This window comes from Phytobacter ursingii (genome assembly GCF_001022135.1).
In the GTDB taxonomy this organism is placed as follows: domain Bacteria; phylum Pseudomonadota; class Gammaproteobacteria; order Enterobacterales; family Enterobacteriaceae; genus Phytobacter; species Phytobacter ursingii.
In genome coordinates this window covers 1,220,554-1,232,294 of sequence record NZ_CP011602.1, presented here as the reverse complement: position 1 = coordinate 1,232,294, position 11,741 = coordinate 1,220,554, and the positions used below count along the sequence as shown (strand labels likewise).

15 protein-coding genes and 1 tRNA gene are annotated in these 11,741 nt (G+C 49.2%); 6 read left to right on the top strand and 10 right to left on the bottom strand.

The annotated features are described in order from the left end of the window. The first annotated feature begins 32 nt into the window (after positions 1-32). Positions 33-1,181, top strand: a complete 1,149-nt coding sequence (gene mdoC, locus AB182_RS09325; protein WP_047369822.1) for a glucans biosynthesis protein MdoC — start codon at positions 33-35, stop codon at positions 1,179-1,181. Positions 1,182-1,203: 22 nt separating this feature from the next. Here mdoC and AB182_RS09320 read toward each other — a convergent pair whose 3' ends face one another. The 6 genes from AB182_RS09320 to csgB all read right to left on the bottom strand — a co-directional run bounded on the left by AB182_RS09320 (position 1,204) and on the right by csgB (position 5,280). After that, complete coding sequence (locus AB182_RS09320; RefSeq protein ID WP_082137036.1) at positions 1,204-2,688, bottom strand: phospholipase D family protein; 1,485 nt, start codon at positions 2,686-2,688, stop codon at positions 1,204-1,206. Positions 2,689-2,838: 150 nt separating this feature from the next. Further along, on the bottom strand, positions 2,839-3,381 hold the full coding sequence (gene ymdB / locus AB182_RS09315) for an O-acetyl-ADP-ribose deacetylase (protein WP_047369821.1): 543 nt from the start codon (positions 3,379-3,381) through the stop codon (positions 2,839-2,841). A gap of 104 nt (positions 3,382-3,485) precedes the next feature. Beyond that, complete coding sequence (locus AB182_RS09310) at positions 3,486-3,794, bottom strand: type 1 fimbrial protein (RefSeq protein ID WP_052958821.1); 309 nt, start codon at positions 3,792-3,794, stop codon at positions 3,486-3,488. Positions 3,795-3,954: 160 nt separating this feature from the next. After that, on the bottom strand, positions 3,955-4,284 hold the full coding sequence (gene csgC, locus AB182_RS09305) for a curli assembly chaperone CsgC (protein ID WP_047369820.1): 330 nt from the start codon (positions 4,282-4,284) through the stop codon (positions 3,955-3,957). Between the two features lie 56 nt (positions 4,285-4,340). Further along, positions 4,341-4,784, bottom strand: a complete 444-nt coding sequence (gene csgA / locus AB182_RS09300) for a curli major subunit CsgA (RefSeq protein ID WP_047369819.1) — start codon at positions 4,782-4,784, stop codon at positions 4,341-4,343. Between the two features lie 40 nt (positions 4,785-4,824). Continuing rightward, the gene (csgB, locus tag AB182_RS09295; RefSeq protein ID WP_047369818.1) at positions 4,825-5,280 is read right to left on the bottom strand and encodes a curli minor subunit CsgB; all 456 of its coding nucleotides are present in this window, start codon (positions 5,278-5,280) and stop codon (positions 4,825-4,827) included. 765 nt (positions 5,281-6,045) lie between these two features. Between csgB and csgD the strand changes: the two genes are divergently transcribed. The 4 genes from csgD to csgG are packed head-to-tail and all read left to right on the top strand — an operon-like array spanning position 6,046 to position 8,393. After that, positions 6,046-6,696, top strand: a complete 651-nt coding sequence (csgD, locus tag AB182_RS09290; protein WP_047373244.1) for a biofilm master transcriptional regulator CsgD — start codon at positions 6,046-6,048, stop codon at positions 6,694-6,696. 4 nt (positions 6,697-6,700) lie between these two features. Further along, positions 6,701-7,090: a curli production assembly/transport protein CsgE gene (gene csgE / locus AB182_RS09285; RefSeq protein WP_047369817.1), complete on the top strand. Its 390-nt coding sequence runs from the start codon at positions 6,701-6,703 to the stop codon at positions 7,088-7,090. A gap of 26 nt (positions 7,091-7,116) precedes the next feature. Beyond that, entirely contained in the window at positions 7,117-7,530 is a 414-nt protein-coding gene (csgF, locus tag AB182_RS09280) for a curli production assembly/transport protein CsgF (protein ID WP_047369816.1), read from the top strand. Positions 7,531-7,556: 26 nt separating this feature from the next. After that, positions 7,557-8,393 (top strand): curli production assembly/transport protein CsgG, encoded by an 837-nt coding sequence (gene csgG / locus AB182_RS09275; RefSeq protein ID WP_047369815.1) that lies wholly within the window; start codon positions 7,557-7,559, stop codon positions 8,391-8,393. 35 nt (positions 8,394-8,428) lie between these two features. Here csgG and AB182_RS09270 read toward each other — a convergent pair whose 3' ends face one another. The 4 genes from AB182_RS09270 to ghrA all read right to left on the bottom strand — a co-directional run bounded on the left by AB182_RS09270 (position 8,429) and on the right by ghrA (position 11,350). Next, complete coding sequence (locus tag AB182_RS09270; protein ID WP_139153695.1) at positions 8,429-8,911, bottom strand: DUF1097 domain-containing protein; 483 nt, start codon at positions 8,909-8,911, stop codon at positions 8,429-8,431. A gap of 102 nt (positions 8,912-9,013) precedes the next feature. Beyond that, positions 9,014-9,568, bottom strand: coding sequence for a TorD/DmsD family molecular chaperone (locus tag AB182_RS09265; protein WP_047369813.1), 555 nt, complete (start codon positions 9,566-9,568; stop codon positions 9,014-9,016). 20 nt (positions 9,569-9,588) lie between these two features. Then, entirely contained in the window at positions 9,589-10,326 is a 738-nt protein-coding gene (locus AB182_RS09260; protein WP_047369812.1) for a phosphatase, read from the bottom strand. 85 nt (positions 10,327-10,411) lie between these two features. Further along, complete coding sequence (gene ghrA, locus AB182_RS09255) at positions 10,412-11,350, bottom strand: glyoxylate/hydroxypyruvate reductase GhrA (protein ID WP_047369811.1); 939 nt, start codon at positions 11,348-11,350, stop codon at positions 10,412-10,414. A gap of 271 nt (positions 11,351-11,621) precedes the next feature. Between ghrA and AB182_RS09250 the strand changes: the two genes are divergently transcribed. Further along, positions 11,622-11,709 (top strand) — tRNA-Ser (locus AB182_RS09250). The last annotated feature ends 32 nt before the right edge of the window (positions 11,710-11,741 follow it).

Here is an 11,741-nt window from a genome sequence, read left to right as displayed (position 1 = left end):
AAGACGAAAAGTCTGAGAGTTAAAGGAGTCATATGAGCAGAATACCCGCACAACGTGAATATTTCCTTGATTCCATCCGCGCGTGGTTAATGTTGCTTGGGATCCCTTTTCACATTTCGCTGATTTACTCGAGCCATATGTGGCACGTGAACAGTGCGCACCCGTCATGGTGGCTGACCTTATTCAATGACGCGATCCACGCCTTCCGTATGCAGGTGTTTTTCGTCATTTCCGGCTACTTCTCTTACATGCTTTATCTGCGCTACCCGCTACAACGCTGGTGGACTGTACGTGTAGAGCGCGTTGGCATTCCAATGCTGACGGCCATTCCACTGCTCACGCTTCCGCAATTTATCATGTTGCAATACGTCAACGGACGTACCCAGGACTGGCATACGTTATCGCTGTACGACAAATTCAATACTCTGGTGTGGGAGCTGATTTCCCATCTCTGGTTTTTGTTGGTACTGGTGGTGCTTACAACCGTCAGCATGTGGCTGTTCCGGAGAATTAAAAGCAATGCGGCGCGCCTGCTCGACAACATAACGCTCGGCAAACTTTCCGTTGCGTTCCTGGCATTCGGCATCCTTTATGCTGCATTCCGCCGACTCGTATTCATAATTTATCCTGATATATTGCGCGACGGGTTGTTCAATTTCGCCGTTATGCAATCACTCTTTTATATCCCGTTTTTCCTGTTGGGGGCGCTGACCTTTATTAACCCGCGATTAAAATCGCTGTTTGTTAATCCCTCCCCTGCCTGCTTTGCGGGTTCGCTCATCGGTTTTGCCGCGTATCTTCTGAATCAACACTATGGCAGCGGCGATGGCTGGATGTATGAAACCGAGTCGGTAATTACCATGCTGCTGGGTCTGTGGATGGTGAATGTGGTCTTTTCACTGGGCCACCGAATGCTGAATTTCCAGTCTGCACGCGTGAGTTATTTTGTTAACGCATCGCTGTTTATCTATCTGGTACACCATCCGTTAACACTGCTGTTCGGCGCGTGGATAACCCCACACATTCATTCCAACTTGCTGGGATTTACCACCGGCCTGGTGTTTGTCATTGGCTCTGCGCTACTGCTGTATGAGGCGCACCTGCGTATCCCGCTACTGCGTTTCCTCTTTTCAGGCAAACCGGAAAGCAAAACCAGCAATACCCATGCAACAGCGCGTTAAGACAACAATGGCTGCCTGGAAATCAGAGCAGCCATTCAACCGGAAGCCGCGATGCCAGCCGTACCAGCATTCGCTGCCAGAACCGCGTCTGCGGTTCTTTTTTCAGCACCGTCTCCTTGCCGTTCTGCAACTCTACCCAATTAATACGCCCCCAACGATCAAGGCGCAGTTGCCACGCCGCCGCACGCTGACTGCGTAAAAAACGGTGGTGGATGCGCTGGGCCAAATCAGCACTGTCGATCACAAAACCCATTTCCGTATTCAGCATTGCCGAACGTGGATCAAAATTAAACGAACCGATGAAGACCTTTTCGCCATCGATACTGAATGTTTTGGCGTGCAGGCTGGAACCGGAGTTCCCGGTCAGCCCACGGTCATGGACCGGGTGTGCCTCATCACGGGTTGGCTTTAGCTCATACAATGCTATTCCATGACGGAGCAGCTTTTTACGCCAGCGTGCATAGCCCGCATGCACCACAGAAACATCGTTCGCTGCCAGAGAGTTCGTAAGAATAGCGATACTTACGCCTTTGCGCGCAAGACGAATGAGCTGGGCAACCCCCCGACGTCCGGGAACAAAATAGGCCGAGATAATATCCACCTGCCGTTCAGGCGTCCCCATCACATTATTCAGACGCTCCGGTAACAAGGTATGCGTGTGTGCTTTCCCCTGCCCTTTACGTGGATCATCGCTTAATAGCCTGGTCTTCGCCCACACAATCGGTAACGTCCCGGACTCCAGCTGACTGGCAAAGGGGGTAGATTCAAGCTTGTTGCGGTAGCGGACAGCGGTGATGTCCTGATACCAGGCCTCCGGCAAACGGATGCGCCCGGCAATCTCTTCCTGTGGCAAGTCCAGCACCGCATGCAACGGTGACACGGACTCACTGTGCCAGTAGCGGGAAAAATCATCACTGACATCGCGCACCACCGGGCCTATCGCCATAACATCAAGGTCGGTAAATAACGGTTCTTCCCCGGCGCCAAAATAAGCATCCCCGACGTTGCGTCCGCCGACCAGCGTCACCACACCATCGACAGTGAAACTTTTATTGTGCATACGACGGTTGAGGCGCGCGAAATCAGTAAGGTAGCCCAGCGCACGTAGCGTGCGGAATGAGAAGGGATTGAACAGGCGCACCTCAATACGTGGATGGGCATCAAGCTGGCGTAGAACATCATCCATGCCAAGCGTATTGTTATCATCCAACAACAACCGGACATGAACACCGCGCTCCGCGGCCTCCAGCAGCGCCAGCAATAGCAGTCGGCCAGACATGTCGTCCTCCCAGATGTAATACTGCACATCCAGAGTACGTTGCGCCATTTCTGCCAGACGGTAACGTGCCACAAAGGCATCCAGGCTGTCATCAAGCGCCACCAGCCCGCACAGGCCCGGGTGGGCCTCGCACAATGGCGTAACCGCTCGCCCCAACCGCGTATCCTGCGGCGGAGTCACGTGCTCTTGCGAGGGAAAATCAGGTTCATCGAGTATTTTTATGGTCATAGCTGTCAAAGTATATCCGCCAGCGCCGCGTCGGGTGGGTTAGAAAATCCGAAACGCATCGCCCTGGCGTTGTGCGTCTGCATTACTTTCGCTAATGTTTTCCGTTAACTTTAAAAAGAAACGCAGCGGTACCTTGTCAGCGTTCTCTCCTCAGGCATTCTTTTCAGCTCCGCGCTGTGTCAGCAGTCGCCGATACAACGCGGTATTTTCTTCATCAAAACAGACAAACACTACGCGACGTATTTGCGGATGGTCAGCCAGAAATGCCGCAACAGTATTGATGGCGACTTCCGCTGCGGCCGCTTTAGGATAACCGTAAACCCCGGTGCTGATTGCCGGAAAGGCAATGGATTCAAAGTCATTGGCTTCGGCCAGCATCAGACTGTTGCGATAGGCATCTTCCAGCAGGTGAACGTCATGATCATCTCCACCATGCCATACCGGACCAACAGTATGCACAACGGCTTTTGCCGGTAACTTTCCGGCGGTGGTGATCACTGCATGTCCAGGCGGACAATCTCCTTGCTCCTGGCGCACGCGCCGACAGGCTTCCAGCAATGCCGGACCGGCCGCCCGATGAATGGCCCCGTCCACCCCACCGCCGCCAAGCAGTGATGAATTTGCCGCATTAACGATAACGTCCACGCTGACGGTGGTGATATCCCCTTGAATAACCTGCATTGTCGCTTGCATGTTCCTGCCTCATAGCTTTCTCTTCTCTCAAGTGTAGCGCAGCCAGGAATGAAATTTGATCAGGCCCGGTCTGCATTACTGCGCAAATTGAGCCTGTAAAACGATTAGTTATAGGTAATGTCCATCACAGCCAGCGTATGCGCCGGATTGAGGTAGTTGATTTTCATGGTCACAAGGTTGCCTAAGCCACTCTGCTCCTGGGTAAGCTTTTGTAGGGAGAATTGTTGAGTTTTAGCCTGTCCCTGGCGGTCGCATGCCACCGTCGCCTTGTGAGCGTCGACGCTGACATCGCATGGGCTTTCGACAATCGCCCCTTCAAAATAGATAACCCCGCCGGTCGACGCCATCGAAACGGAACTGCATACGGCAGACAAAAGGAGTGCTGGAAGAAACAGCATGCTGGAAGCTGACATATAAACCTCAATAATGGGTGGTCTTTGCAGGTGGTGAGAGTGGCACCGCTCAGACACCTCATAAAAACAAGATGTCAACTTTATGCATACATTAACTAATCAAATTTAACAGCATTGAAACAAACTATTTTCATCAAGAAACATTCATGAAATGAATGCGTTATATCTTTTGTTGTGAAGTCCAGTGCCTGGATACATTCACTGACTGCCCATCGGTGACGGTAACGACAATATCGACACTATCTTGCGCTTCAATATTCATACTTAACCGCATCAACGAGGTCGGTTGATTAGCGATAAATTGCATAGTTTTACGCTGCTGGGTACGACTCTGGCCGCCTTGCCCTTCTCGTGTTGCCAGAATCTGTACCTGACAGACGCAATTTTCGGTGAGTAAAACCTGTGGGGTAATCGTATACATATCGCCAACGCGGGTCGTGTCAAAGGTAATCTGGCTGGACAGAGCGGCAAGTAATAACAATGTGTTCATAACGCCTCCCAAAAAGAAACAGGGCCGTAGCCCTGTCTCTTCAAACGATATGTCTGTTAGTACTGGTTGGCAGTTGCATTGTTGCCGAAACCAACCTGGTGTACGTTCACGGTAGAGCCAGAAGCAGTCTGATTAACCAACGCGCCGTTGCCACCACCATACTGGCTTACAGAGATAGTAGAATCTCTGCTATTCCACTGGTCAATCGTTGCACTGTTATGGAAACCATTTTGTGACAGGCTGATGGTGCTGTCGTCAGAACCCTGGCCAACATCAGCGCCGTTGCTTGAGCCATTCTGACGGATTGTAGTGGAAGAGTCGCGAGCATCGGATTGCAGCGCCAGTGCGGAGTTACTGCTACCGGTCTGATAGATACTCAGTACTGAATCCGGACCACCATAGTTATGACCGCCATGATCTGAGAACTGCGGGACGCTGCCTGCAAAAGCACTGGCTGAAACGACGATCGCTGCTACTGCTGCCACTTTGAAAAGTTTCATGGTAAACCCCCATCGGATTGATTTTAAAGCCACAATGGCATCAACGTTGTATAACGCGTATGTCCATCTGCGACTGTCTCTGGACAACGACTGCTGTTTTCTGTGTACCGTACTGTGTAATGCTCGCTCTGTTACCCGACCCTTTTTGGATAATCATTGCGGTATTGCCGTAAGCCCCTTGCGTAATATTCGCGTCATTGGCACTGCCTGACTGATCGATATATGCAAGGTTATATGCTCCTGACTGGTCAATTTTTGCCGAATTGCTCCCACCATTCTGGGAAATAACTGACAATAACTTCGAGCCTGCCTGGCTAATTTGTGCGTTATTATTTGCACCGGATTGACCAATAATGGCCGCTTTATTGTAGGCAGCGGCGCTTAATTCATTCACCGCCAGGTTATATTCCGAACCGGCCATATCATAACCCGTAGCGGCGGCAAACCCAGGTGCACCCAGCATCGTTAACATCATAAATAACAACTTGTTTTTCATGTTGTCACCCTGGACCTGGTCATTTATTAAAAAGACAGTTTAAATATTTGTCACGCCAGCGATAACATCGTCAATTAATTTGTTAACGCTGCGTTACGGAAATCAGTATGGGCAGTGAGAAAAATAAAATATCTCACCCGTGATTCGTATTTTTTACTTTCCCCTTAAGACCAAAGTATGAACATTTGTATTGTTACCGGTACGCGCATATAGAGAGCGTATATTGACTTTTTTGGCAGATGGGTTTGCTTATAACAATTTGGTTGTAACGAAGTAATCCGCAAGCATGTTCTGAGAAGGAGATAACATTTCTTTACTCACCCTTCACAATCCTTCCTTTTTTTTTGCTGCACAAACCGAACATCGCCACTCATACCAAAACCTTTGTTGTGGCATTACCCATACTACTTTAAGGTTATTATTAAAAACCTTTAAAAACAATTAATTATATTAATTTGTATGATTTTTAAAATGTGTGCAAGTATGATTTCATGTACAACTTACCTATCAAAACTAAACAATAAAAAAACCGCAGTGAAATATTTTAATATTTATTTTTACATTACGTTACATGTTTAACACTTGCTTTAAGAAGGGCAAAGACTAGATTGGAATTAGCAGTACACATTTAGATTTATTAATTTCCCTTACTCGTTAGGGATTAAGTATTTATTACTACACACAGCAACACAGCATCTGTCAGTACTTCTGGTTCCCCACCTTTAGGTGGGGAAGCTGCGGATGTCTTTAACGCGGGGTTTCATCATGTTCAGTGAAGTCCATAGTTCGTACAATCATACATTGTTGTTAATTACCAAACCCTCCTTGCAGGCAACAGCCTTGTTGCAGCATTTGAAGCATTCTCTGTCGATGAGCGGGAAACTGCATAATATTCAACGCTCGCTGGAGGACATTCCCGGCGATTGTGTGGTGTTATTCGATATGATGGAGGCGGATAAGAAAATCATCCAATACTGGCAGGACATTTTGTCCAGAAAAAACAATACATTAAAAGTATTGTTAATGAATACGCCGGAGGAATATCCGTTCCGTGATATTGAAAACTGGCCGCATATCAATGGGGTATTTTATGTCTCGGAAGATGAATCCCGTATGGTTGAGGGGTTGCAAGGGATCCTGCGCGGTGAGTGCTACTTTTCGCAAAAGCTTGCCAGCTACTTAATCACCCACTCTGGAAATTATCGGTACAGCAGTTCGGAATCCGCGTTGCTGACACACCGGGAAAAAGAGATTTTGAATAAGTTGCGCATTGGCGCATCCAATATTGAAATCGCCCGCTCTCTGTTTATCAGCGAAAATACAGTTAAAACACATCTTTATAACCTTTTCAAAAAGATAGCAGTAAAAAACCGTACTCAGGCGGTCTCCTGGGCCAACGACAATCTCAGGCGTTAATGCCATGAAACGCGTATCGCACTACCTTGCGGCTGCAACACTCTTGCTGGCCGCCGGGAATCTGCACGCTGTCGAAGTGGAGATTCCCGGTTTACTCACCGACCATACGGTTTCTTCGATCGGACACGATTTTTATCGTGCTTTTAGTGATAAGTGGGAAAGTACCTGGACAGGGAATTTAACTATCAATGAAAGACCAAGTGCTCGCTGGGGAAGCTGGATAACCATCACGATTAATCAAAGTGTTGTGTATCAGACTTTTATGTTCCCGACACGGCGTGATTTTGACAAGAATGTTGATATTGCACTTGCACAGACACACGAAGCACTCGACCGTCGCCAAATTGATCAGGCATTACTCAGCACCCGCGATTTAGCGACAGATGAATTCTAAAACACGATAAACATCCGGAGGGTAACATGCGTATTGCATATGCCGTCATTTCATTAATGTTGATAACGCCATCAAGTTGGGCCGGGCAAATGACGTTCCAGTTCCGCAACCCTAATTTCGGGGGCAACCCTAATAACGGCGCATTTTTATTAAATAGCGCGCAAGCACAAAACTCTTATAAAGATCCAAGCTATAAAGATCTTGGCGTTGAGACGACATCGGCACTTGATAATTTTACTCAGGCTATTCAATCACAAATACTGGGTGGATTATTAACAAATATAAATTCCGGCAAACCTGGTCGAATGGTAACTAGCGACTTTATCGTTGATATTGCCAATAAAGATGGACAGTTACAATTAAATGTAACTGACAGAAAAACAGGCAAAACGTCAACTATTCAGGTTTCAGGTTTGCAAAACGGTTCAACCGATTTTTAAGGCATCGCCATTACAGGACAATAATCATGCAGCGCTTATTCATACTTCTGGCCGTGTGTTTATTAAGCGGATGCTTAACCGCGCCGCCAAAACAAGCCGCCAAACCTACGTTATTACCCCGGGCACAAAGCTACAGTGATTTAACGCATTTGCCGCTGCCGTCCGGTAAAATATATGTGTCGGTATATAACATTCAGGATGAAACCGGGCAGTTTAAACCCTACCCGGCCAGTAACTTCTCGACCGCGGTTCCGCAGAGCGCTACCTCCATGCTGGTGACGGCGCTAAAAGATTCACGCTGGTTTGTTCCACTGGAACGCCAGGGGCTGCAGAATTTGCTGAATGAACGCAAAATCATTCGCGCGGCGCAGGAAAACGGCACGGTTGCTATTAATAACCGCTTCCCGCTCCAGTCATTGACCGCTGCGAATGTAATGATTGAAGGCTCGATTATTGGTTATGAAAGCAATGTCAAATCAGGGGGCATAGGCGCACGTTATTTCGGTATAGGTGCCGACACGCAATATCAACTCGACCAGATCGCCGTTAACCTACGCGTGGTCAATGTCAGCACCGGCGAAGTGCTCTCGTCAGTAAATACCAGTAAGACTATTTTGTCCTATGAAGTGCAGGCTGGGGTATTTCGTTTTATTGATTATCAGCGTCTGCTGGAAGGCGAAGTGGGTTACACGGCTAATGAACCAGTCATGCTTTGCCTGATGTCTGCTATCGAGACCGGGGTCATTCTGCTGATTAATGATGGTATCGATCGCGGGTTGTGGGATCTGCAAAACAAGGCAGAGAGCAAAAACGAAGTGCTGGTCAAATATCGCGAGATGGCGGCGATGCCTCCGCAATCCTGATGGTAAATACGGAAAAAGCGTGACGGGTTAAATCGTCACGCTTTTTTTTGTTCTTTTGTCATCCCACCAGCGTTACGTGCAGCAAGCCACAATCCGCTGTTTTTCATGGCATAACCAAATAACAATCCGACAGCAAGCGAAGGCACGATCATACGCCAGTCGCCCTGCCCAGCAAAAGTAGCGCATGCGCCAATAAACGTGCCCGGAACGAAAGAAAGCAGCAGATTTTTCGCCTGGACACACATCAGAAACGCCACCAGGCCAGTCATGACATACCCTACAATCTCAAGTTGCGGAGCCAGCGCGCTGCCGTGAATAATCACCTGCGCCCAGGCTACCCCGCTCATTAACGTACAGGCAGAAATTAACAGGCCCTTAAGACCACCTTGCGGACAGGCAAAGTAGGCAGTACAGCCAAGGAATCCGGCCCAGCCGATCAGACCAAGAGAGACAGCAACCCAACCCCAGAGACCGGAGAGAATGCCTGTCGTTAAAGCGATTGAAAGGAGTATGTTCATGGCGCGCATCTTAGCAGATACGCGCCTGATTTATGTGATATCAAACGCAATAATTGCAATATCACATTTCTTGTTGCAGTTTAAATGTGACTTACAACACATCTATTCCTCTTCTGATTCCTGCAATTCATCCCACATGGCAGAGATAGCATCACGCGTTAACGGTGCCATAGTCCGCCAGAATGGCGTAGTAGCATGTGCTTCCACTTTGCCGAGGAATGTGCCGCACCACGGCAGCAGATATTCTGCAAACAGTGTTTCCAGCGCTTCACTTTCATCTTCTGCCGACTGATCTTCCAGCCACGAGGCTGCCAACAGCAGCGTACCAAAATGATCTGCAGGTGCGTCGGTCAACGGCATACCGCGAGACGAAAGAAATGCCCGCACTTCTGCCTCTGTCGCCCCGTCAATCCACGCGCTGCGATAGGGGGAAACGCGGCTTTCGTTACCGACAAAAAGCGCATTAAAATCAGCGGCCAACGCCTGTGCATCACAATTCTTTTGCAGGCGCTCCAGCATTTCATCCTGCTCCAGCGGCCAGTTTTGCGCCAGCTTCCCTTCACGTATGAGGGTATAGAGCGGCACGAGTAAGGGATCCTGTGGCTGACGATAAAACAGTGAACCCAGTACGCGGCAGAGGATGGAAAATTCGTTCATGCAATGATTCCAGTGGCTAATTAAAAGTCGGCAAATTCAGTAATAGGCGTCATTCCACGCGCTTCAAGGAAGCTCAGCATCCTGCGCGGTGTGACGTTGAGAATACGATCTTCCGGGAAATCGACCTCATCAAGGATATCACGGCATTGCGCAAATTCGCCCAGCGTAAATGCCGTATGCGAGTCAGACCCCAGAGCAACCCACCCACCCGCATCACGCACGGCGGCAGCTATCGCACGGCAATTTGCTTCGCTACCTTTACGCGAATGCAGGAAAGAGGAGTTGTTGATTTCCAGAGCCACGTTGTACTTCGCGGCGGCGGCGGCAATTGCCGGGATATCGACGGGATATTTTGGATTGCCCGGATGGCTGATGATGTGTGCATAACCATGCGCCATCGTCGCAATCATCGCCTCGGTATTGGTCTCTTTGTCCTGCGGAGCAAACACGGGTTCATGAAAGCCTGCAATGATCAGATCCAGCGAAGTTAGCATAGGGCCGCTACAATCAATCTCACCGTCAATATTTTTGATATTGGCTTCAATGCCACGCAGAATGCCGACGCCATCCACAACGCGTGGCCAGATACGCATGTTGATGAAGTGCCAATGGTGTGGTGCATCATCCATATCAGGGCCATGATCGGTAATAGCGAACAGCTTAATCCCTTTTCGCTTTGCTTCGGTAATGTAGTCTTGCAGGGTGCTATAGGCATGGGTGCTGGCGACGGTATGCATATGCAGGTCAACGGGATACATGAAACTCTCCTGTAGTTGTTTCTGCAAGGATAGCAGTTATCGCTGCCATTTTTAATGAAAAACCCGGTCTGACACGGAAGCTTCACTAATAGCCACGAACACGATCAACCCGCCCGTTCACGATTTCGCCACGTTCAAGTTTGCCGATCGTAGCAGCAATAAAAGCAATGGCTTCATCTGCACGGGTGGTGGCCGCAATATGTGGCGTCATGGCAACACGGGGATGCGCCCAGAGAGGATGGTCGGCCGGCAGCGGCTCGCGACTGAAGACATCCAGCATTGCCCCTTTCAATTTACCGCTGTCCAGCGCCTGCAAAAGATCGTCCTCGACCACATGAACACCCCGCGCCAGGTTCATAATATAGCTGTTATCCGCCAGTTGATTTATCACATTGAGATCAATGAGCCCCGTCGTTTCAGGGGTGTTAGGTAGCAAATTGATCAATATGCGCGTCCCGTGCAGAAATTCGCCTAACTCTTCTGTTCCGGCAAAACTGGTCACACCTGGTAAATCTTTATGCGAACGACTCCAGCAGCGCAGCGGAAATCCCCATGCGCTCAGGCTGGTTGCCACTTTCGCGCCAAGCACACCCGCCCCCAGGATGCCGATGGTGAAATCTTCGCGGCGATATTCTTCCAGCTCCAGCCACCTGGCCTGCTGTTTTAATGCCTGATAATCATCAAAGCGGCGGAACCAGTGCAGCACCTGACTCACCGCATATTCCTGCATCTGAAGCCCCATGCCGGTATCTTCCAGGCGAAACAGCGGGATATGTTGGGCCAACATCTCCGGATGCGCCTTGAGTTTACTCAGAATAGAGTCGACTCCGGCTCCCAACGCAAATACCCCTTTCAGTTCACGGCCGCGCAGCATCTCGACAGGAGGATGCCAGACCAGCGCATAATCGGCAGGTTCATCATCACCCTTGCGCCATTCACGCACGTTCGCACCGGGTAATGCGTTGCGTAAGGCTGGCAGCCAACAGGCGGGATCGAAGGTCGGGTGATAAAAAATAATCTCCATTTCAGCTCCAGATTGATGGTGTGGTTTCCCGGTCACTATCGGGGTTATCTGTTATCTTGTCAGACGGTTATGTTCACACATCACCTTAGCAAATATCACTGAAAGTATTTAGAAAAGTGTTTTGCCGGTAAAAAAGCCAGTTTCAGGACATTTAAGAAGCAAGTTGATTGAAGTTTGTCTAAACGCACTAATTTATTGAAAAAGAAGATTGACGGAAGTCCCGCTTTTTCCTACATTAGCGCCCGTCCCGACAACATCGGGAAGACAATGTGGTGAGGTGTCCGAGTGGCTGAAGGAGCACGCCTGGAAAGTGTGTATACGGCAACGTATCGGGGGTTCGAATACCCCCCTCACCGCCATATTCCGAGCGCATGTTATTAATTAACATGCG

Excerpts from the sequence above, each read along its gene's own strand:
- mdoC (WP_047369822.1), top strand. The coding sequence starts at position 33 with ATGAGCAGAATACCCGCACAACGTGAATATTTCCTTGATTCCATCCGC.
- AB182_RS09320 (WP_082137036.1), bottom strand. The coding sequence starts at position 2,688 with ATGACCATAAAAATACTCGATGAACCTGATTTTCCCTCGCAAGAGCAC.
- ymdB (WP_047369821.1), bottom strand. The coding sequence starts at position 3,381 with ATGCAAGCGACAATGCAGGTTATTCAAGGGGATATCACCACCGTCAGC.
- AB182_RS09310 (WP_052958821.1), bottom strand. The coding sequence starts at position 3,794 with ATGTCAGCTTCCAGCATGCTGTTTCTTCCAGCACTCCTTTTGTCTGCC.
- csgC (WP_047369820.1), bottom strand. The coding sequence starts at position 4,284 with ATGAACACATTGTTATTACTTGCCGCTCTGTCCAGCCAGATTACCTTT.
- csgA (WP_047369819.1), bottom strand. The coding sequence starts at position 4,784 with ATGAAACTTTTCAAAGTGGCAGCAGTAGCAGCGATCGTCGTTTCAGCC.
- csgB (WP_047369818.1), bottom strand. The coding sequence starts at position 5,280 with ATGAAAAACAAGTTGTTATTTATGATGTTAACGATGCTGGGTGCACCT.
- csgD (WP_047373244.1), top strand. The coding sequence starts at position 6,046 with ATGTTCAGTGAAGTCCATAGTTCGTACAATCATACATTGTTGTTAATT.
- csgE (WP_047369817.1), top strand. The coding sequence starts at position 6,701 with ATGAAACGCGTATCGCACTACCTTGCGGCTGCAACACTCTTGCTGGCC.
- csgF (WP_047369816.1), top strand. The coding sequence starts at position 7,117 with ATGCGTATTGCATATGCCGTCATTTCATTAATGTTGATAACGCCATCA.
- csgG (WP_047369815.1), top strand. The coding sequence starts at position 7,557 with ATGCAGCGCTTATTCATACTTCTGGCCGTGTGTTTATTAAGCGGATGC.
- AB182_RS09270 (WP_139153695.1), bottom strand. The coding sequence starts at position 8,911 with ATGAACATACTCCTTTCAATCGCTTTAACGACAGGCATTCTCTCCGGT.
- AB182_RS09265 (WP_047369813.1), bottom strand. The coding sequence starts at position 9,568 with ATGAACGAATTTTCCATCCTCTGCCGCGTACTGGGTTCACTGTTTTAT.
- AB182_RS09260 (WP_047369812.1), bottom strand. The coding sequence starts at position 10,326 with ATGTATCCCGTTGACCTGCATATGCATACCGTCGCCAGCACCCATGCC.
- ghrA (WP_047369811.1), bottom strand. The coding sequence starts at position 11,350 with ATGGAGATTATTTTTTATCACCCGACCTTCGATCCCGCCTGTTGGCTG.